This window comes from Pseudomonas sp. GM21 (assembly GCF_000282215.1).
Taxonomy (GTDB): domain Bacteria; phylum Pseudomonadota; class Gammaproteobacteria; order Pseudomonadales; family Pseudomonadaceae; genus Aquipseudomonas.
Genome location: NZ_AKJS01000191.1, coordinates 24,897 through 42,555 on the forward strand (window position 1 = coordinate 24,897; position 17,659 = coordinate 42,555).

A 17,659-nucleotide genomic window follows, 5' to 3' on the forward strand; every position below is an offset into this window, starting at 1 on the left:
TGGAGGAATGAGCGATCATCACTGATGGATACTCAATTTACAGGGTCGTTTGAAACGCTCCAACCGCTTCACCGAGGCTGACACTCAAACGCTGCAAGTTGCCATTAGCCAATTCCAACCGAGCGCACTCCTCGGCATTTTGCTCTACCACCGAGTCAACCTGACCAAGAGCTGCATCGACTCGGCAGACCATGTCGTGTTGCATCGCTGCGGCTTGGGCAATGCTTTGTCCGGTGTGTTCAACACGCGAAATGGCCGAGGTAATCGCATCCAGAACCAGGCTCGCGCGCACTGTCAGATCAACGCCTTCGGCGGTCAGACGCTGACTGTCGCAAAGACTGGCGGCGGTCTCGCCAGTCACCTCTGCGAGACGTCGAATCATGCTGTCGATCTCGCCAGTCGACGCTCGCGTTCGACTGGCGAGCGCCCTCACTTCGTCCGCCACCACAGCAAATCCGCGTCCATGTTCTCCGGCGCGTGCGGCTTCGATGGCGGCATTCAAGGCCAGTAGATTCGTCTGTTCGGCGATGGCGCTGATCACGTCCAGCACACGGGTAATAGCCTGGCTCTCGGTTTGCAGCAATTGCATGGAACTCGCACTGCTGGTCATTTCCAGCGACAGCCGCTGCAGGCTTTGACTAGCCTGCCTTACCAAATCGTCCCCTTGATGGATCAGCTCGCAGGCTTCGCCCAAGGTTACCTGGCTGCCTCCGACTTGCTTGTTGACCTGCGCAGCGGCCTGGGTCATATGCTGCATTGCTTCAACCACCTCAGCGGTTTGTTCGCGCTGTGCACGCACACCCTGCCCTGTGCGCTGTACCATTGCGCCCAACGTGGCGGCGGCAGAGTCAAGCTGCTGCACATCGCTGCCGATCCGCCCAACAAGACCGCGCAGCGCCTGCAACATCAGATCGATAGCGCGGCTGAGCTGGCCCAATTCATCTTGCCGACCTAGCCGCGCGGGACGATCTTTCAGATCACCTGCGGCCACACGTTGCGCCAGATCCAGCATCAACTTCAGGGGGGAAACAATAGAGCGTCGGATCACAAAGCACGCACCGATACTAAGCATCACTGCCAGTAGCACCATTGCTGCAAGTTGCAGGTCCAGACGTTGGCGGAGTAATTCATAAGATTGCGCGGCCCTAACGCGCTCGTCTTCCAACAGCGCCGTCACTTTCTCTGCCGAGATCGACATGCTCACCTGTTGCGCCATGGCCTGCTCACCGCTGACGGCATAAGCCAAAAATGCCTCACGATATTCGGTCAACGCTGCGCTGGCCTCATCCAGTGCACGACGACGATCCCCGTCTAGTTGCGAATTCAGGCTGCTTAACGCGGTATCCAGCTCATTTACTCGGTTGACCCAGTCGTCCCGGTAACGCGTCTGCGGATCAAGGGAAAAATACAACTCGCTGTCGCGCAGATTGGCCAAGCGTTCGCGTAACGAAGCCGCCTCCTCCAACTGCTGCATTGACTGCGCGTCGGGCAAGTTGCGCTGCTCAAGGTCCAGATTGATAGCGTCCAGTTGGTCGAGAAACACTTCGCTGAAACGCTGCCCCGTCGTTTCAGCCAGCACTTGCATACGCATCCTCGCCTGTAACGCCTGCTGCCGCGCCTCGGCATATGCCTGAAATGCCTTCAGGTAGGCGTCGGATGAGTCCGCGAGCGTGCGCCCGAAGTCTTCGCCAAATTTTGCAAGCGACGTACCGATTTGAAGCTGACGAAGAGAGTCCTCGACCTGTTTCGCCGCCTCCGATGACCGCTGCAAACCGAAATCCTTCTCTGCAACCCGTGCGTGGTCGAGGTCAGCTTTCTGGTGATCCAGTTTGCGTAACTGAGAGGCGCTCGATTGAGTTACCTGCACTGAGTACCAAGCGGTGAATGCCATGCCCATCGTGCAGATCAGCACTAGACCGAAGCCGAGCGACAACTTTCCGCCAACGCTGAGGCGGCTGAGCACGGAACGAATAACCATCGAACGAGCCTTCTTTTATTGTTTTGTTGGCAATATCACCTGCAACCTCCGGCCGGGAATGTTGGCTCGAACCGTTGCTCGTCACCTGGCGGGATAGACCGAGCGACGGGCACAGGTTGCCGGGACGCAGCGATGCGGACTAATCGCTTGTTGGGATGTGACCTATCGGAAAACGCGATATCTGAAATGTATGCGAGTGGTCAGGGGTGATTCGGCATGAAGAGGCGTGGTGTCACGAAGCGACACCACTTAAAGGAAAGGCGTTCAAGCGTAGATTCAAGCGTCTACCGGATCGTAATCGTTCACGTTGGAGACCTGGGCATGCATGCGGCCCAACAACTCGATAAGGGTGTCCACTTCTTTAGTAGAGAGCCCGCTGAGCAGGCGTCGCTCGCGTTCCAGTGCAACCTTCAACACTCGACCATGCAGCGCTTTTCCGCTCTCAGTCAGGCTGACGGTGTAGCGCCGCGCATCCTTTGAATCAACCTGGCTGCAAATGTGCCCTGCAGCTTCCAGCGTCTGCAATGAACGGCTGACCGCGCTCTTGTCGAGACCGATCGTCTGACAAATTCGATTGGCGGTGATGTCATTTTCCACGGCGAGCATCGAGAGCATTCGCCACTCGACCACACCTATGCCGAAATGCTTGCGATAGCACTGCGATGCGCCCGCAGAGAGCTTATTGGACAGAAAATTCAACAGCGCAGGGACATAACGCGACAGGTTCAGCTGAGACTCTACGGACATTGAGCGAACACCTTGGATCGGCGGGTCTTAGAATATTGGTTGACACCGCAACTAAATAATCGGAGGATTTCTCTACCGAACGTCACGGGTGATTGCCTGCATGATAGGCCGTCGCCCTACCACATAAAAATAATTATCGGGTTTTGGTCATGAACTCATTCAATTTCATCCCCTTCGCCTTGTTCAAGCAAATGATCGTCCCCCACGTGCCAGCGACCGGCTGACCCGTCCCCGGCTAACGCTCTAACTCATGCTTTTTTTTCAGCAGCCACTTCAGTGTGGAGGGACAAGTCATGCTTCAAGTCAACGTCACCCGCAAAGCGGATGAAGCCGAAGGCATCTGCAGTTTCGAATTATGTGCTGTAGACGGCAGCGCTCTACCGCCGTTCGAGGCCGGTGCCCACATCGACATTCACATTGCCGAGGGTCTCACCCGGCAATACTCCTTGTGCAACGATCCCAACGAGCGCCATCGCTACCTTATCAGTGTGCTCAAGGACCCGAGTTCCCGTGGCGGCTCCAAGGCCATGCACGAGCAGGTACGGTCAGGACAAACACTCACCATCAGCACTCCGCGCAACCTGTTCCCGCTTGATCGCTCAGCCAACCGACACCTGCTGTTCGGCGGTGGGATCGGCATCACGCCCATGCTGGCCATGGCCTATGAGCTTTCACATCAAGGCGCTGACTTCGAGTTGCACTACTGCTTTCGATCCAGCGAACGCGCGGCATTCGTTGCGATGCTTGCGCAAACTCCTTTTGCAAGTCGCATCAAGTTTCATGACGACAGTGGCGCTCAAATGCAGAAGCTGGATGCGTCCGCCTTGCTGGCAGAGCCGGACGCTGGCACCCATCTCTATGTATGCGGGCCGGCCGGTTTCATGAACTACATCCTCGATTCAGCGCAGAACGCTGGCTGGCCGCAGGACCGCGTACATAAAGAGTTTTTCGCCGCAGACCCGATCGATCAAAGCGCCAATGCGCCCTTCGAAGTTGAGCTGGCAAGCACTGGACAGGTCTTTCAGATTCCTGCCGAACGCACCGTGTTCGAAATACTCGACGAAGCCGGCATAGCGATCGAGTCATCCTGCGAGCAAGGCGTCTGCGGCACCTGCGTAACCCGTGTACTCAAGGGCATCCCGGAACACCGGGACAAGTTCCTGACAGTGGCTGAACAAGCCGCAAACGACTGCTTTACCCCCTGCTGCTCGCGCGCCAAATCATCACGCCTGGTTCTTGATCTGTGAACCCAAACAACAACTTCAAGGAGACCGCCATGAACACATCCACTCTCCAAACGCTTGCCGAAGAAATTCCGGCGCCGGCCTTACCTGACTTCCCCCTCAACCAGTGGTACGTCGCAGCCTTGGGATGGGAGTTGAAGGACAAACCCGTCGGCCGGACATTACTCAACAAGCCTGTCGTACTGTTTCGCAAAGCCAACGGCGAGGTCGCAGCCCTGGAAGACCGCTGCTGCCATAGAGCGCTGCCTCTGTCGAATGGCACGCTCGAAGAATCCGGTATTCGGTGTGGCTACCATGGCCTGCTTTTCGATGAGCGGGGGAAGTGCGTCGAAATCCCGGGCCAGGACAAGATCCCGAGCAAGGCTAAAGTGCCCGCGTATCACGTGAGTGAGCAGGACCAGATCGTCTGGATATGGTTTGGCAGCGAGGCGCAACCGGAGCCGGATTGTGAGCCGCCGACCTACCCTGTCCACAGCAGTGGCAAGTACCTGTTCGAAGGCAATGTGTATCACTACAACGCGCCTTATCAGTTAATCCACGACAACCTCATGGACTTGAGTCATCTGGGTTATGTCCACCTGCGCACCATCGGCGGCAACGCCAGCATCCATATGAATGCCCGGATGAATGTGGAAAGTGAAGGCAACGTGGTACGGGTCGTGCGCCACATGCCGGACTCTGTCCCACCACCCACCTACACGGCCGCCTACCCCTTCAAAGGCACCGTGGACCGTTGGCAGGAAATCGAATTTCACGTCAGTCACCTGCGTATCTGGACCGGTGCGGTGAATGCCGGCACCGATTCCCTCGATGACCCTGATCGTGGTGGTTTCCATATGCGCGGATTCCATGGTGTAACACCAGAAACCGCAACCACCAGTCACTATTTCTGGACCATTGCCACCAATCCCGAAAGCGACCCCGAAGCCATCAAGGCCAAGGTGGTTGAGCAAACGGTAATGACCTTCGATGAAGACAAGGTAATCATCGAAGCCCAGTACCAGAACATGTGCCGGTTCGGCACGCGTCCGATGATCGACATACACGTCGATGTCGGTGCCAATCGCGCCCGGCGAATCATCGAGCAACTTCGCCAATCCACTGTTTGAGCACAGGGCGCACGCGTACTCAACTCAGTGTGCACCTCTACATAACAACAACTTCTTTAAGGGAAAAAGCATGTCTGGCAATCGTGGTGTGGTGTATCTCGGCTCCGGGAAAGTAGAAGTACAAAAAATCGACTACCCGAAGATGCAGGACCCGCGCGGTCGCAAGATCGAGCATGGGGTCATTCTCAAGGTGATCTCCACCAACATCTGTGGCTCCGACCAGCACATGGTGCGCGGTCGTACCACCGCTCAGACCGGTCTGGTGCTGGGTCACGAAATCACCGGTGAAGTCATCGAGAAAGGCAGCGACGTCGAGAACCTGAAAATCGGCGACCTGGTCTCTGTACCGTTCAACGTCGCTTGCGGGCGCTGCCGTTCCTGCAAGGAAATGCATACTGGCGTTTGCCTGAGCGTTAATCCGGCGCGTCCGGGCGGGGCTTATGGCTATGTCGACATGGGCGACTGGACCGGCGGCCAGGCGGAATACGCCATGGTGCCGTACGCCGACTTCAACCTGCTGAAACTGCCTGATCGCGACCGTGCGATGGAAAAAATCCGCGACCTGACCTGTCTCTCCGACATCCTGCCCACTGGTTACCACGGCGCCGTAACGGCTGGCGTTGGTCCAGGCAGCACCGTGTACATCGCCGGTGCCGGCCCGGTCGGCCTGGCTGCGGCTGCGTCCGCTCGCCTGTTGGGCGCTGCAGTGGTGATCATCGGTGACGTCAACACCGTGCGCCTGGCGCATGCCAAGGCGCAGGGTTTCGAAATCGCCGACCTGTCCCTGGACACTCCGCTGCACGAACAAATCGCTGCTCTATTGGGCGAGCCGGAAGTGGATTGCGCCGTCGACGCCGTAGGCTTCGAAGCACGCGGTCACGGGCATGCCGGCGTGCACCATGAAGCGCCAGCCACCGTGCTCAACTCACTGATGGGCGTGGTGCGGGTGGCGGGCAAAATCGGCATCCCGGGCCTGTATGTGACCGAAGATCCAGGTGCCGTGGACGCCGCTGCGAAAATGGGCAGCCTGAGCATCCGCTTCGGCCTGGGCTGGGCCAAGTCCCACAGTTTCCACACCGGCCAGACCCCGGTGATGAAGTACAACCGCCAATTGATGCAAGCCATCATGTGGGACCGCATCAACATCGCCGAAGTGGTAGGCGTGCAGGTGATAAGCCTGGACCAGGCACCGCAGGGATATGGCGAGTTCGATGCCGGCGTGCCGAAAAAATTCGTCATCGATCCACACAAAACTTTCAGCGCGGCTTGAACGCTTAATTTTCCGGCTGACTCAGGCGTTCCATCGACCTGAGCCCCTTGCCGCCCCGGAGTCGAGTCGCCGGCTCCCGGGCACCTTGCATGCTCCACAGACCAACAAAAACAAGAAGGTATCGACATGTACACCCTGTATCCCCTGCATAGCGAGGCGGCTTCGGCTGCCCGTCGTTCACACCAATTCCCTGCCTACAGCCTCGGAGCCTGATCCCATGAACCAGTCGATTGGGCAACAGCTGGATGAAAAACCGATGGTCAGCTTCCAGTGGGGCGTGATTGCGCTCTGCTTTCTGATCAACATGCTGGATGGCTTCGATGTATTGGTGATGGCTTTCACCGCTGCGTCTATTGCTACCGACTGGGGCCTCAGCGGCATTCACCTCGGTTACCTGCTCAGCGCAGGACTTGTCGGAATGGCGATCGGCTCGTTGTTTATCGCCCCGTGGGCCGACCGCTTCGGACGACGCCCACTCATCCTGCTCTGTGTCGGTATCGCGGGGCTCGGCATGTTGGCGTCATCCAGGGCGACGTCCCCCGAGATGCTGGGCGTGCTGCGTCTGATCACCGGACTCGGCATCGGTGGCATCCTGGCCAGCAGCTACGTTGTCGCTGGTGAGTATGCGAACAAGAAGTGGCGCGGTCTGGCCATCAGTTTGCAATCCACAGCCTACGCATTGGGGGCAACGATAGGGGGCATCATCGCGGCGCAGATCATCCCTTCCATGGGGTGGCGTTCGGTGTTCTTTTACGGTGGCGCAACAACGTTGCTGATCCTTCCGATCCTCGCTCTCTGGTTGCCCGAGTCCCTGGCATTCCTGCTGTCTCGCCAACCCCGGAACGCGCTGAAACGTATCAATACTCTACTGCAACGCGTCGCGGTCGCTTGCGTCGATCAGTTACCCGAGGCGCGGCAGGACGCCCGCAAACCTTTAAGAGAGACGTTCGCCGAGCTCTTCTCGCCAGCCTTGCTCCGTTCAACCTTGCTCATCTGGATGGCCTTCTTCCTGGTGATGTTCGGTTTCTACTTCGTCATGAGCTGGACGCCAAGGCTGCTGGTTTCAGCAGGCCTATCGAACCAACAAGGCATCACCGGTGGTGTAATGCTGAACATCGGCGGCATTCTCGGCACGTCGCTGATCGGCTTGCTGGCATCGCGCTTTCGTCTGTCCCGGGTGCTGATGGCTTACCTCCTGATCAACGCGGTACTCCTGGCGGTTTTCGTGCAGTTCACTGCCGTCCCGAACCTGGCCTTCGCCTTGGTGCTGCTAATCGGAATCTTCGTCAATGGTTGCGTTGCCGGGCTCTATGCCCTGACCCCGACCATCTACAACGCCACCCAACGCGTCACCGGCCTGGGATGGGGTATTGGCATCGGCCGCGCCGGGGCGATTCTGTCGCCATTGGTGGCTGGCCGGTTGATCGATGCCCAGTGGCAACCCGCTGACCTTTACCTGCTGTTTGCCTTGTCTTTCGTTTTCGCTGCCCTCGTCGTCTGGCTTTTGAAGCCGCAGCGACTGCTGCACCTGAGCACCACCTCCAACGCCTGATCCGGCGCCCCCTATAAGAACAAGATCTGGACACATCACATGCAAAACAGAATTGAATGCCCATGGCTCTATTGCCTGGGCATGGCGACAGCCTGCGCCTCTTCCACCGTCTACGCAGGGTTCGTTGACGACAGCAGCGTTACCCTGACTGCACGCAACTACTATCTGGATCGGGATTACAAAAATGACACGCCTTATTCGGCTGCTCGCGAATGGGCCCAGGGTTTTATCCTCAGGGCCAATTCCGGTTTCACCGAAGGAACCGTTGGCTTCGGCCTGGACCTCACGGGCATGCTGGGACTCAAGCTGGACTCAGCGCCTGATCGCACCGGTACCCAGCTCCTGCCCTTCAACCCACAGACCCGTGAAGCCGCCGACGAATATTCAGAGTTGGGGGTGGCGCTAAAAACGAAGATATCGAAGACCCGGCTATCTGTGGGGACACAGTTCCCTACTCTGCCGGTGATCACGGCGAGCCATGCACGTTTGCTTCCGCAATCCTTTCGCGGCGCCTATGCAATTTCCGATGACATCGACGACCTGACGCTGCACACGGGACGCATGGATCGAGTGAACCTGCGGGACTCCACTGACTATCAGGCAATATCGGTGGCGTCGCCCAATGGCCGGTTCAAAAAGGGAGCCAGCTCCGAGCGTTTTGACTTCATCGGTGGCGACTATCATTGGTCCGACGCATTGACGCTGCGCTATTTTCACGCCGAACTGATGGATATATACACTCAGGACTTTGCGGGAGGCATCCACCTGCTCCCCCTCGGCCCCGGCAGACTGAAAACAGATGTGCGGGTCTTCAACAGTCGGGAGAACGGCCGGGCAGAAGCCGGCAAGGTAGATAACCTGAACGCCGGCGCCATGTTCAGCTACCAGATTGCAGCCCACACCTTAGGCTTGGGTTACATGTACCAGACAGGCGACACGGCATTGCCTTACATTGCTGGCGGGGAGCCGGCAGTGCTCAGCGATGGCACTTTAAGTGCAGACTTCGTGAATCCGAAAGAGCGGACCTGGGTGGCGCGCTACGACTACAACTTCGCCGCTGTTGGACTGCCGGGGCTAACCGGCATGGTCCGCTACTTGCGAGGAACCAACATCGACCTGCCGCAACTGGGGGGTAGCGACCTGACGGAATCGTCAAAAGACCTGGAATTGGCCTACGTCATTCAGTCAGGCCCGGCAAAGGGCCTCGGTCTGCGTTTGCGCAATGCGTTCTATCGCAATGAACAAAGCTCAGCCTCGACATTCCGAAGTGACAACGAAACCCGGATCAACATCGACTACACGCTCAAGGTCTGGTAACTGACAAGAGCAAACCCAACGCTGAGCGTAAGCCCATCAGCAAGGAAGCGAATTAGCGGCCGGGAGCCGCGACGGGAACACCCGTCGCGTCGTCTGGCATGCAATGAGGGCTTATCAGCTGGCCTGTTTGCCCCAGCTACAATCACAACGCGTCCCTCTAAGCCGACGCCTCGCGCAGCGGCGTTCAACTGCTCGCCTACACTGCCATGGTTAACCTGACGGGTTCCCTGAGAACGGAGTAAAGGATGCTTTATTTTCAGCAAATGTTGGGCACCGCCGTGTTTGCCATTACCGGAGTGCTGGCTATCCATAAGGCAGGGGTCGATGTGTTCGGAGCCGTGGTACTTGGCATCATCACCGCTATCGGTGGGGGGACCATTCGCGACCTGTTGCTCGATCAACCGATTTTCTGGATTGCCGACTTCAACTACATCTGGGTCGCCTTGATTGCTGGAGTACTGGCCTTTTTTCTCACCAAACGATTCCAGCAACGCTATCAGTTGCTGCTGTACCTCGATGGTTTTGCGGCCGCACTGTTTGGCATTGTCGCTACCGAGAAAGTGCTGGGGCTACAGCTTGCCGCACCGTTTGCCGTGATGATGGGGGTGCTGACCAGTATTGGCGGCGGTATCGCGCGCGATGTGCTGGCCGGGAGAGTTTCGTTGCTGATGTCACGTGAGATCTACGCCACGCCTATCCTGCTGGGGTGCACCCTCTATGTCCTGTTGCGCGATGTATTCCCGACAATACAGGTCGCCGGCTGGATTGCCTTGATATTCACTTCGGGTTTGAGGTTTCTCGCTATATACAAGGAACTGCAAATGCCAGCGATTCTCTCCACCCGGCAGGGATAAGGTTGGACACCCCCAAATCTGGGGGGCTGCTATAGTCAGACAGAGAACGAGGCAATCGTTGCTGATATAAAACTATCTACTCTGGAGCTTGGTTATGCGAATCATTGCGACCCTTGTGTGCACATTCCTGCTGTCCCTGGCTCTGCCATCGCTGTCCTTTGCCGCTTCAAACTGCGAAAACTCGGGGAGTAAAAATGCCGCGAAAAACTGTGTAAAAAACAACAACGATCAAAAAGGTAAAGGCAATTGCAATGGAAATGGCAATTGCGGCAACAACGCCAAGGACAAGGCCAAAGACTATGATGATGATCACGCGATCGATTGCAGGGATATCAATAGCATTACCCTGCGCCGTGAGTGTCTTGAAAGGCGCAGAGATTGAATGACCGACGCCGTGAGTACGGATCTTTCGGCGAACGATTCTGTTCTCCCTTTCCCTTCAGCCTCACCATAAAATCCGGGTTGGCGTAAAACGACCTAGAACACAGCGGCAATTCAGGCGATCCTCTCGCTCGCCCGCAGGCTCTGTCACAGGCTGGGCGACAGGGTAAGCCTGCGTTGGCGGACAATTGAATTGCCGGAGTTGTTATGCGTTGTATTGAACTGATTTTTCACAAAATCCGTGACTACACTGTGCCAAGTACATCGCTTGTGCCAGGAGGGGGCGGTCATGCTTGATTACTTCGCGTTAGGCCTATTGTTCTTTGTCGGTCTGGTCCTGTTCTACGGGATCATCGCGCTGCACGACATTCCTTATGAAATTGCCGTGCACCGCAATCACCCCCATCAGGATGCTATCCACGCAACCGGTTGGGTCAGTTTGTTCACCCTGCATGCGCTTTGGCCATTTCTGTGGATCTGGGCGATGGCGTACCGGGAAGACCGGGGTTGGGGATTTGGTGATGGTAAGTCTCCGCAGGTTCATGTCGCTCATCTGGAGCAGCAGGTTGCTGACCTGCAAATTCGAATAGAACGGCTGGAAGGGGCTACCGGCACTGCACGGGACAAACCAGCGTCAGACAATCGCAGTGAGGAAATCTAAGCCATGGATCTTCTGCTCATTTTGACCTATGCAGCCATCTGCGTTGCCATCTTCAAAATTTTCCGCATACCGCTGAACAAATGGACGGTTCCAACGGCGGTGCTCGGTGGGATCCTGATTGTCGGCGCATTGATCTTCACGATGAACTACAACCATCCATACTCTGAGGTTGCTCGTTCTTACTTCGTCTCCGTACCGGTGATTCCGGTGGTGACCGGTCTGGTGATCGAGGTGCCGGTCAAGGGTAACGAGCCGCTCGAAAAAGGTGATGTGCTGTTTCGTATCGACCCTGCCCCGTTCGAGTACCGGGTCAGGTCCATCAAGGCACAGTTAGTCTCGGCAAAAGCTGATCGTGCTCGAATCACTGAGCTGATCAAGCGCAACTTCGGCACCCAACGTGAACTGGACGTCGTCATTGCTCGATCCGACGACTTGCAGGCTCAACTGGATAATGCTCAGTATGAACTGGACAACTCCACTGTTCGGGCGCCTAGCAAAGGCTTCGTGACCCATGTTTCGTTGCGTCCGGGCATGATGGCCACTAAGTTCCCCTTGCGCCCTTCCATGGTGTTCATCCCGGAAGAGGGTCATTACTTTGCCGCATGGATGCGTCAAAACAGTCAGTTGCGCTTGACGGTAGGCGATGAAGCGGAAGTGGCTTTTGACGGCATTCCCGGCAGAGTGTTCGCGGGACGGGTCACAAGCGTGATCGGCGTTATCGCAGAGGGGCAAGTTCAGCCCTCCGGAACGTTGATTGGCTACACCGGCTCACCGCCGGCAGGCCGGGTACCGGTCATTATCGAAATCACCGACCCTGCCTATGCCCAATACAGCAAGCTGATGCCCGGTGGCGCCTATGGGCAGGCGGCGATTTACAGTCAACACTTTCACCATATCGCCATGATGCGCAAGATTCTGCTGCGCATGGCTGCCTGGATGAACTACATCTTTCCATTCCATTAAGAACTGGCTGACGCCCTCTTCCATAGGGGGCGTCACCCCTCCTCTGTCCGCCCCCGGACCGACTGGATTTTTTAGTTGCAGTGACTACACGCCACCGTTCAGGTGTCGCGTGGTCGGCTGAGTTGTGCATGAAAGGATTTGGAGTTGGAGCAGCACATGAGTCAACAACGTAGCGATCAGGATGATCGGCTTTCACGGTTTACCCCCCCGCTACCGGAGTGGATGGGACACTATCGACAAGCCTTCTTCAAGGGCGATGTCCTTGCGGGGCTGACCGCCGCGGCGGTGGTCATTCCCAAGGCGCTGGCATACGCCACCATTGCAGGCCTGCCGGTGCAGGTCGGTCTCTATACCGTATTGGTACCGATGGCGATCTACGCCGTACTCGGCAGTTCGCGGCCGCTCAGCGTCAGTACCACAACCACCCTGGCCATTCTGGTCGCCTCCGCACTTGGGCAGATCAGCCCGTACGGCGATACGGCGACCTTGATAGTGGCCTCCGCGACGCTGGCCTTTATGGTGGGCGCCATACTGGTCGCGGCAGGCGTGATGCGCCTGGGCTTTGTTGCCAATTTTATTTCAGAACCGGTACTGGTGGGTTTCAAAGCCGGCATCGGGATTGTCATCGTGCTCGACCAGCTCCCCAAGTTGCTGGGCATCCACATCGACAAAGGCGGCTTTTTGCACAACGTGCTCGCTACCTTCCAGGGGCTGGGGCACGCCTCATGGCCGACCGTGGCAGTCGGCGTGTTCATGGTGGTGATTCTGATCGGGATGAAGCACTTTGCTCCTCGATGGCCGGCGCCGCTGATTGCGGTCGCGCTCGGCATCGTCGGCATGAGTGTGCTCAATCTGGAGCAATGGGGTGTATCGGCCGTGGGGGTCGTTCCAATCGGGCTGCCATCGTTGACGCTGCCCAATTGGTCGATCGTGTCCGAACTCTGGCCGTCGGCCATGGGCATTGCACTCATGAGCTTTACCGAAACCATCGCGGCAGGACGTGCATTTGCCCGCAGTGATGAACCCGCGCTGCAGCCCAACCGTGAACTGGTGGCGACAGGCGTTGCCAACCTGGGCGGTGCGTTTCTTGGCGCCATGGCCGCCGGGGGTGGGACCACTCAAACGGCGGTCAACCGCCTGGCCGGTGCGCGATCACAATTGGCGGGGTTGATGACTGCCGGGTTGGCGCTGGGGACGTGCCTGCTGATCGCCCCGTTCATTGGTTTGATGCCCAATGCCACGCTCGCCGCCGTGGTGATTGTGTATTCGACAGGCCTGATCCAGCCCTCGGAGTTTCGCGACATTCTTTTGGTGCGCCGCACAGAGTTTATCTGGGCGCTTGTGGCCATGGTCGGGGTCATGTTTCTCGGCACGCTGCAGGGTATCGTCGTGGCGATCATTGTGTCGTTGCTGGCGCTGGCCTACCAGGTCTCGGACCCGCCCGTGCACAGATTGGGGCGCAAACCCGGCACCAACATCTATCGCCCGTCATCTACCGAGACTGACGACGATGAGCACTTTGAAGGGCTGTTACTGCTGCGGCCTGAAGGTCGCATTTTCTTTGCCAACGCCGAACATTTGGGGTCGAAAATACGGCCGATGATTGTGGAGGCAGCGCCCAGTGTCGTGATTCTCGATTTGCGCAGTGTTTTCGATCTGGAATACACCGCCTTGAAAATACTCACGGAGGCGGAACAGCGCTTGCGGGAAAAGGACATCTCGTTGTGGCTGGTGGGCATGAGCCCAAGCGTTGGCGCGATGGTTAGCCATGCGCCATTGGGCCATGCACTGGGCAACACACGAATGTTCTTCAATCTGGAGCAAGCCGTTGCGCATTATCAGAAGCAGCACCCATCGACAGTGAATTTCGTACGCTGCCCGGCAGCCGGGTGAGGTACGTCAGCGTGTCCTTGAGAAATTGAACTACCCTTTACTCGCAAGCCGTAGCGGTGATTACAAGCCGGTACGCACCGCATTCAAAGCCAACTTGAGGTTGAAGTATTACGATGAAAAAACAAGATCGTGAAATAGCCGACTCCGCGGAAAAGAAAGCCGAAGGGCTTAGCCGCAAAGAATACGAAGCCCAGTTGAAGACCCTGCATGTCGAGATGGTCAAATTGCAGCAGTGGGTTGTTGCCACAGGGGCCAAGGTCGTGGTTGTTTTCGAAGGCCGCGATGGCGCTGGCAAGGGTGGCACCATCAAGGCGCTGACCGAGCGTGTCAGCCCGCGGGTATTCCGTGTGGTGGCCTTGCCGGCACCGTCCGAGCGAGAAAAAAGCCAGATGTACCTGCAGCGCTACATGCCGCACTTTCCGGCAGCTGGCGAGGTCGTCATCTTCGACCGCAGCTGGTACAACCGCGCGGGCGTCGAGCGGGTCATGGGTTTTTGCGACGAGAAACAGGTGAACAGCTTTTTGACGCTGGCGCCGATGTTCGAACGTCTTATGGTCAACTCCGGCGTGCTGCTGTTCAAGTACTGGCTGGAAGTCAGCCCGGAAGAGCAGACCCGGCGTCTCAAGGAACGCATCACTGACGGACGCAAGATCTGGAAACTGTCGCCGATGGACATCAAATCCTACAACCGCTGGGACGACTACACGCGCGCCCGTGACGACATGTTCGAAGCCACCGACACTGAATGGGCACCGTGGAATGTCGCCCGTTCAGAAGACAAGAAATCCGTACGGCTGAATGTGCTGACTCACTTGCTGGAGAACATTCCCTACAAAAAAATCAAGCAGGACAAAGTCGTTCTGCCAAAACGCAAAATCGGCAGCTACAAGGCCGCCAACTATCCGTTCAAATACATCGCTGAACCCTACTGAGGGTTCAGCGCGATGCAAAAGCGGCCTATTCCTCGGTTTGGGCCGCTTTCGCAGTTTCTTCGATGGCCCGGATACTGATTGCCGCGAAGATGGCCGTCATCAGTACGCCGTTGAAACCGAGCGCCACTGAAAGGATACGCGCGAGGGTCGTTTTCGGTACCAGGTCACCGTAGCCGATGGTCAAGCCGGTGATGAACCCGAAGTAGATACCGTCAAACGGCCCCCACCCTTCCAGTTGGCCGATGATGATTCCGAACAACACAATCGTGAATAACAGGATGGAGAAAATCGGCCAGACAACAAGAAAGTAAAACCACACTGTTTTGTAAAACTCTCTACGGACGTGCTTTGCAAAGGAATGTTTCATGTCGTGAGTTTCCTGAGGTTTACGTTGGCTACAGTTGAATGCGTGGGTTTCGACCTCTGACAGCTTGGCACAAGTGTGGAAAAAGGAGATTTTGATGGCCGACTCAAGCAAAAAAATGAGCCTCATGGGGCTCACCACACTGGTGATGGTCAACATGATGGGGTCGGGCATCATCATGCTGCCGACGAGCATGGCTCAACTCGGGGCCATTTCATTGCTGTCATGGATCGTCACGGCTGTCGGTTCCATGGCGATTGCTTACTGCTTTTCCCAATGCGGCATTTACTGTCAGCGCTCGGGCGGGTTGTCCGCCTACACCGAAGAAGCGCATGGCAAATCAGGTTTCTTCCTCTGTTCGTATCTGTACTTTCTGTCGCTGGCCATCGCCAACGTCGCCGTTGCCATTTCCGCCGTAGGTTATATGACCTCGTTCCTGCCCTGGCTGGGCAGCGGCGCAATTCCCCTGTTCATCGGTACCGTAGGCCTGCTGTGGTTGACCACCGTGGCCAACTTCGGCGGTCCCGGCATCACCGGCAAGATCGGGGCGATTACTGTCTGGGGTGTGATTATCCCGGTGGCGGGACTGAGCATTATCGGCTGGTTCTGGTTCAAGTCGGATGTCCTGGTTGCCGCCTGGAACCCTAACAACCTCACCAATTCCGAAGCGATCAGCAAGGCGATTCCACTGACCCTGTGGGCTTTTCTGGGCATGGAGTCTGCAGCACAAGCTTCCGATGCGGTGGAGAACCCCAAGCGCACCGTGCCACTCGCCTGCCTGTTCGGCACCCTCGGCGCCGCCGTCGTCTACATACTGTCGACGACCGTTATCCAAGGCATCATCCCCAATGCTGAACTGGCCAATTCTTCGGCGCCCTTCGCACTGGTCTACGCGCAAATGTTCAACCCCATGGTCGGCAATATCATCATGGCGCTGGCGGTGATGGCCTGTGTCGGCTCGCTGTTGGGCTGGCAATTCACGCTGGCGCAAACGGCGAAGATGACCGCTGACCAAGGAATGTTTCCGAAACTGTTCAGCAAGGTCAACACGCGCAATGCCCCGCTCATGGGCATGCTCGCCTGTGGTGTGTTGCAGACGCTGATGGCCTTGTCGACCATTTCACCCAATGCCAGCGAGCAGTTCGGCAAGCTGGTCAATCTTGCCGCCGTGACCAACCTGATTCCCTACGTGACGGCGCTGACCGGGCTGCTGGTCATGATGTACAAGGCCTCGGTTTCGCCAGCGGTCTACCTGCGCAATACCCCGGCGTTGCTGGTCGCGGTCGCCTATTCGTTGTACGCCCTGCATGCCTGCGGCAAGGACGCCGTGTTCGGCGGGGCCCTGGTCCTGGCCTTCGGGTACCCGCTCTATGGTCTGCTCGCCAAGCGCTTTGCCACGGTGTCTGCAACCGGTCAACCCAGGGGTGATATCCCTTAGGACTGGTTTTCAGGACAGCACTGACATCTGCACACGGGGAATCAGGACATGAACGGACAACGAACCAAAACCACCGCACGGCTGCTCGCCGGCCTGCTGCTGACCGTGCCGATACTGGCCGGTGCCAGCACCCTTGAACGCGTGCGTTCGAGCAATACGTTGAACCTCGGCTACCTGCCGGAATTCGCCCCCTTCAGTTACAAGGAAGGTGACAAGGTTCAGGGGTATGCCATTGGGCTTTGCGAAAAAATCGCCGATAAGGTCAAGGCCGAACTGGGGTTGCCCGAGTTGCAGGTGCGCTACCAGCCTGTCACCACTGCTGATGAGATCAGTGCGGTCAGCTCGGGCAAGGTCGACATCCTTTGCACGCCGACACCACGGACACTTGAGCGACGCAAGTCAGTGAGCTACTCAGTGCCGATCTACACGGCCGGCCTCTCGGTGGTGGTGCACCAGGATGCCCCGGCACCGCTGCTGGAAGTACTAAACGGCAAAGTGGCCCATACCGGGCCGACCTGGCGTGCAACCATCAACCATGGGCTGACCAATCAGACGTATGTCACCACCAAGGGCGGCGTGACCGAGGCGTGGATTCGTCAGCAGATGCGCTTGCTCGGCGTGGTCGCTACCCTGATCACGGTCGACACCACCGCCGCCGGTCTGAAATTGGTCGCAGAAGGCAAAGCGGATGCCATGTTCAGCGAACGGATGATGCTCAGGAACCTCCTCGACAACCATTACCCCACCGGAAACCTGGTCCTGCTGGAGCGCATCTTTGAGTACGCCCCGACGGCCATGGCGGTGCCGCGTGACGATGAAGACTTCCGTCTGCTGGTTGATACCACGCTGAGTGAAATGTACCGATCCGGCGAGATTGAACAGGCGTACGACAAGTACCTGGAAGGCGCCAACGAAACGACCCGCAAGCTGTTCAAGGTCTATGCGCTACCTTAGCA

16 protein-coding genes are annotated in these 17,659 nt (G+C 57.4%); 13 read left to right on the plus strand and 3 right to left on the minus strand.

Annotation, left to right across the window (positions count from 1 at the left end):
• Nucleotides 1-37: 37 nt before the first annotated feature.
• Both PMI22_RS01845 and PMI22_RS01840 read right to left on the minus strand, forming a co-directional pair.
• A complete protein-coding gene (locus tag PMI22_RS01845; protein ID WP_007949106.1) occupies nucleotides 38-1,978 on the minus strand; it encodes a methyl-accepting chemotaxis protein in 1,941 nt (646 codons plus the stop codon).
• A 276-nt stretch (nucleotides 1,979-2,254) separates the two neighbouring features.
• Complete coding sequence (locus tag PMI22_RS01840; protein ID WP_007949107.1) at nucleotides 2,255-2,725, minus strand: MarR family winged helix-turn-helix transcriptional regulator; 471 nt, start codon at nucleotides 2,723-2,725, stop codon at nucleotides 2,255-2,257.
• A 293-nt stretch (nucleotides 2,726-3,018) separates the two neighbouring features.
• On the opposite strand from PMI22_RS01840, the gene PMI22_RS01835 reads away from it, so the two are divergent.
• The 11 genes from PMI22_RS01835 to ppk2 all read left to right on the plus strand — a co-directional run bounded on the left by PMI22_RS01835 (nucleotide 3,019) and on the right by ppk2 (nucleotide 14,901).
• The gene (locus PMI22_RS01835; RefSeq protein ID WP_007949108.1) at nucleotides 3,019-3,972 is read left to right on the plus strand and encodes a PDR/VanB family oxidoreductase; all 954 of its coding nucleotides are present in this window, start codon (nucleotides 3,019-3,021) and stop codon (nucleotides 3,970-3,972) included.
• A gap of 29 nt (nucleotides 3,973-4,001) precedes the next feature.
• Nucleotides 4,002-5,078 (plus strand): Rieske 2Fe-2S domain-containing protein, encoded by a 1,077-nt coding sequence (locus tag PMI22_RS01830; protein WP_007949109.1) that lies wholly within the window; start codon nucleotides 4,002-4,004, stop codon nucleotides 5,076-5,078.
• Between the two features lie 70 nt (nucleotides 5,079-5,148).
• Complete coding sequence (gene fdhA / locus PMI22_RS01825) at nucleotides 5,149-6,348, plus strand: formaldehyde dehydrogenase, glutathione-independent (protein WP_007949110.1); 1,200 nt, start codon at nucleotides 5,149-5,151, stop codon at nucleotides 6,346-6,348.
• A 217-nt stretch (nucleotides 6,349-6,565) separates the two neighbouring features.
• On the plus strand, nucleotides 6,566-7,900 hold the full coding sequence (locus PMI22_RS01820) for an MFS transporter (RefSeq protein WP_007949111.1): 1,335 nt from the start codon (nucleotides 6,566-6,568) through the stop codon (nucleotides 7,898-7,900).
• Between the two features lie 39 nt (nucleotides 7,901-7,939).
• Nucleotides 7,940-9,217, plus strand: a complete 1,278-nt coding sequence (locus PMI22_RS01815) for an OprD family porin (RefSeq protein WP_007949112.1) — start codon at nucleotides 7,940-7,942, stop codon at nucleotides 9,215-9,217.
• Between the two features lie 245 nt (nucleotides 9,218-9,462).
• Nucleotides 9,463-10,071, plus strand: a complete 609-nt coding sequence (locus PMI22_RS01810; protein ID WP_007949113.1) for a trimeric intracellular cation channel family protein — start codon at nucleotides 9,463-9,465, stop codon at nucleotides 10,069-10,071.
• Between the two features lie 94 nt (nucleotides 10,072-10,165).
• Entirely contained in the window at nucleotides 10,166-10,453 is a 288-nt protein-coding gene (locus PMI22_RS01805; protein WP_007949114.1) for a hypothetical protein, read from the plus strand.
• 288 nt (nucleotides 10,454-10,741) lie between these two features.
• On the plus strand, nucleotides 10,742-11,113 hold the full coding sequence (locus PMI22_RS01800) for a DUF3302 domain-containing protein (RefSeq protein WP_007949115.1): 372 nt from the start codon (nucleotides 10,742-10,744) through the stop codon (nucleotides 11,111-11,113).
• A gap of 3 nt (nucleotides 11,114-11,116) precedes the next feature.
• A complete protein-coding gene (locus PMI22_RS01795; protein WP_007949116.1) occupies nucleotides 11,117-12,076 on the plus strand; it encodes an HlyD family secretion protein in 960 nt (319 codons plus the stop codon).
• A gap of 156 nt (nucleotides 12,077-12,232) precedes the next feature.
• Nucleotides 12,233-13,969: a SulP family inorganic anion transporter gene (locus tag PMI22_RS01790; RefSeq protein WP_007949117.1), complete on the plus strand. Its 1,737-nt coding sequence runs from the start codon at nucleotides 12,233-12,235 to the stop codon at nucleotides 13,967-13,969.
• Between the two features lie 113 nt (nucleotides 13,970-14,082).
• Complete coding sequence (ppk2, locus tag PMI22_RS01785; protein ID WP_007949118.1) at nucleotides 14,083-14,901, plus strand: polyphosphate kinase 2; 819 nt, start codon at nucleotides 14,083-14,085, stop codon at nucleotides 14,899-14,901.
• A gap of 25 nt (nucleotides 14,902-14,926) precedes the next feature.
• Here the strand turns inward: ppk2 and PMI22_RS01780 are convergent, their stop codons facing one another.
• Nucleotides 14,927-15,268: a potassium channel family protein gene (locus PMI22_RS01780; RefSeq protein WP_007949119.1), complete on the minus strand. Its 342-nt coding sequence runs from the start codon at nucleotides 15,266-15,268 to the stop codon at nucleotides 14,927-14,929.
• 94 nt (nucleotides 15,269-15,362) lie between these two features.
• On the opposite strand from PMI22_RS01780, the gene potE reads away from it, so the two are divergent.
• Nucleotides 15,363-16,703, plus strand: coding sequence for a putrescine-ornithine antiporter (gene potE / locus PMI22_RS01775; protein WP_007949121.1), 1,341 nt, complete (start codon nucleotides 15,363-15,365; stop codon nucleotides 16,701-16,703).
• Nucleotides 16,704-16,751: 48 nt separating this feature from the next.
• Nucleotides 16,752-17,657, plus strand: coding sequence for an amino acid ABC transporter substrate-binding protein (locus PMI22_RS01770; RefSeq protein ID WP_007949123.1), 906 nt, complete (start codon nucleotides 16,752-16,754; stop codon nucleotides 17,655-17,657).
• The last annotated feature ends 2 nt before the right edge of the window (nucleotides 17,658-17,659 follow it).

What these genes read in the sequence shown, in the direction of transcription:
- PMI22_RS01795 (WP_007949116.1), top strand. Translation starts at nt 11,117, where the DNA reads ATGGATCTTCTGCTCATTTTGACCTATGCAGCCATCTGCGTTGCCATC.
- fdhA (WP_007949110.1), top strand. Translation starts at nt 5,149, where the DNA reads ATGTCTGGCAATCGTGGTGTGGTGTATCTCGGCTCCGGGAAAGTAGAA.
- PMI22_RS01840 (WP_007949107.1), bottom strand. Translation starts at nt 2,725, where the DNA reads ATGTCCGTAGAGTCTCAGCTGAACCTGTCGCGTTATGTCCCTGCGCTG.
- PMI22_RS01835 (WP_007949108.1), top strand. Translation starts at nt 3,019, where the DNA reads ATGCTTCAAGTCAACGTCACCCGCAAAGCGGATGAAGCCGAAGGCATC.
- ppk2 (WP_007949118.1), top strand. Translation starts at nt 14,083, where the DNA reads ATGAAAAAACAAGATCGTGAAATAGCCGACTCCGCGGAAAAGAAAGCC.
- PMI22_RS01845 (WP_007949106.1), bottom strand. Translation starts at nt 1,978, where the DNA reads ATGGTTATTCGTTCCGTGCTCAGCCGCCTCAGCGTTGGCGGAAAGTTG.
- PMI22_RS01815 (WP_007949112.1), top strand. Translation starts at nt 7,940, where the DNA reads ATGCAAAACAGAATTGAATGCCCATGGCTCTATTGCCTGGGCATGGCG.
- PMI22_RS01800 (WP_007949115.1), top strand. Translation starts at nt 10,742, where the DNA reads ATGCTTGATTACTTCGCGTTAGGCCTATTGTTCTTTGTCGGTCTGGTC.
- PMI22_RS01820 (WP_007949111.1), top strand. Translation starts at nt 6,566, where the DNA reads ATGAACCAGTCGATTGGGCAACAGCTGGATGAAAAACCGATGGTCAGC.
- PMI22_RS01810 (WP_007949113.1), top strand. Translation starts at nt 9,463, where the DNA reads ATGCTTTATTTTCAGCAAATGTTGGGCACCGCCGTGTTTGCCATTACC.
- PMI22_RS01780 (WP_007949119.1), bottom strand. Translation starts at nt 15,268, where the DNA reads ATGAAACATTCCTTTGCAAAGCACGTCCGTAGAGAGTTTTACAAAACA.
- PMI22_RS01790 (WP_007949117.1), top strand. Translation starts at nt 12,233, where the DNA reads ATGAGTCAACAACGTAGCGATCAGGATGATCGGCTTTCACGGTTTACC.
- PMI22_RS01830 (WP_007949109.1), top strand. Translation starts at nt 4,002, where the DNA reads ATGAACACATCCACTCTCCAAACGCTTGCCGAAGAAATTCCGGCGCCG.
- PMI22_RS01805 (WP_007949114.1), top strand. Translation starts at nt 10,166, where the DNA reads ATGCGAATCATTGCGACCCTTGTGTGCACATTCCTGCTGTCCCTGGCT.
- potE (WP_007949121.1), top strand. Translation starts at nt 15,363, where the DNA reads ATGGCCGACTCAAGCAAAAAAATGAGCCTCATGGGGCTCACCACACTG.
- PMI22_RS01770 (WP_007949123.1), top strand. Translation starts at nt 16,752, where the DNA reads ATGAACGGACAACGAACCAAAACCACCGCACGGCTGCTCGCCGGCCTG.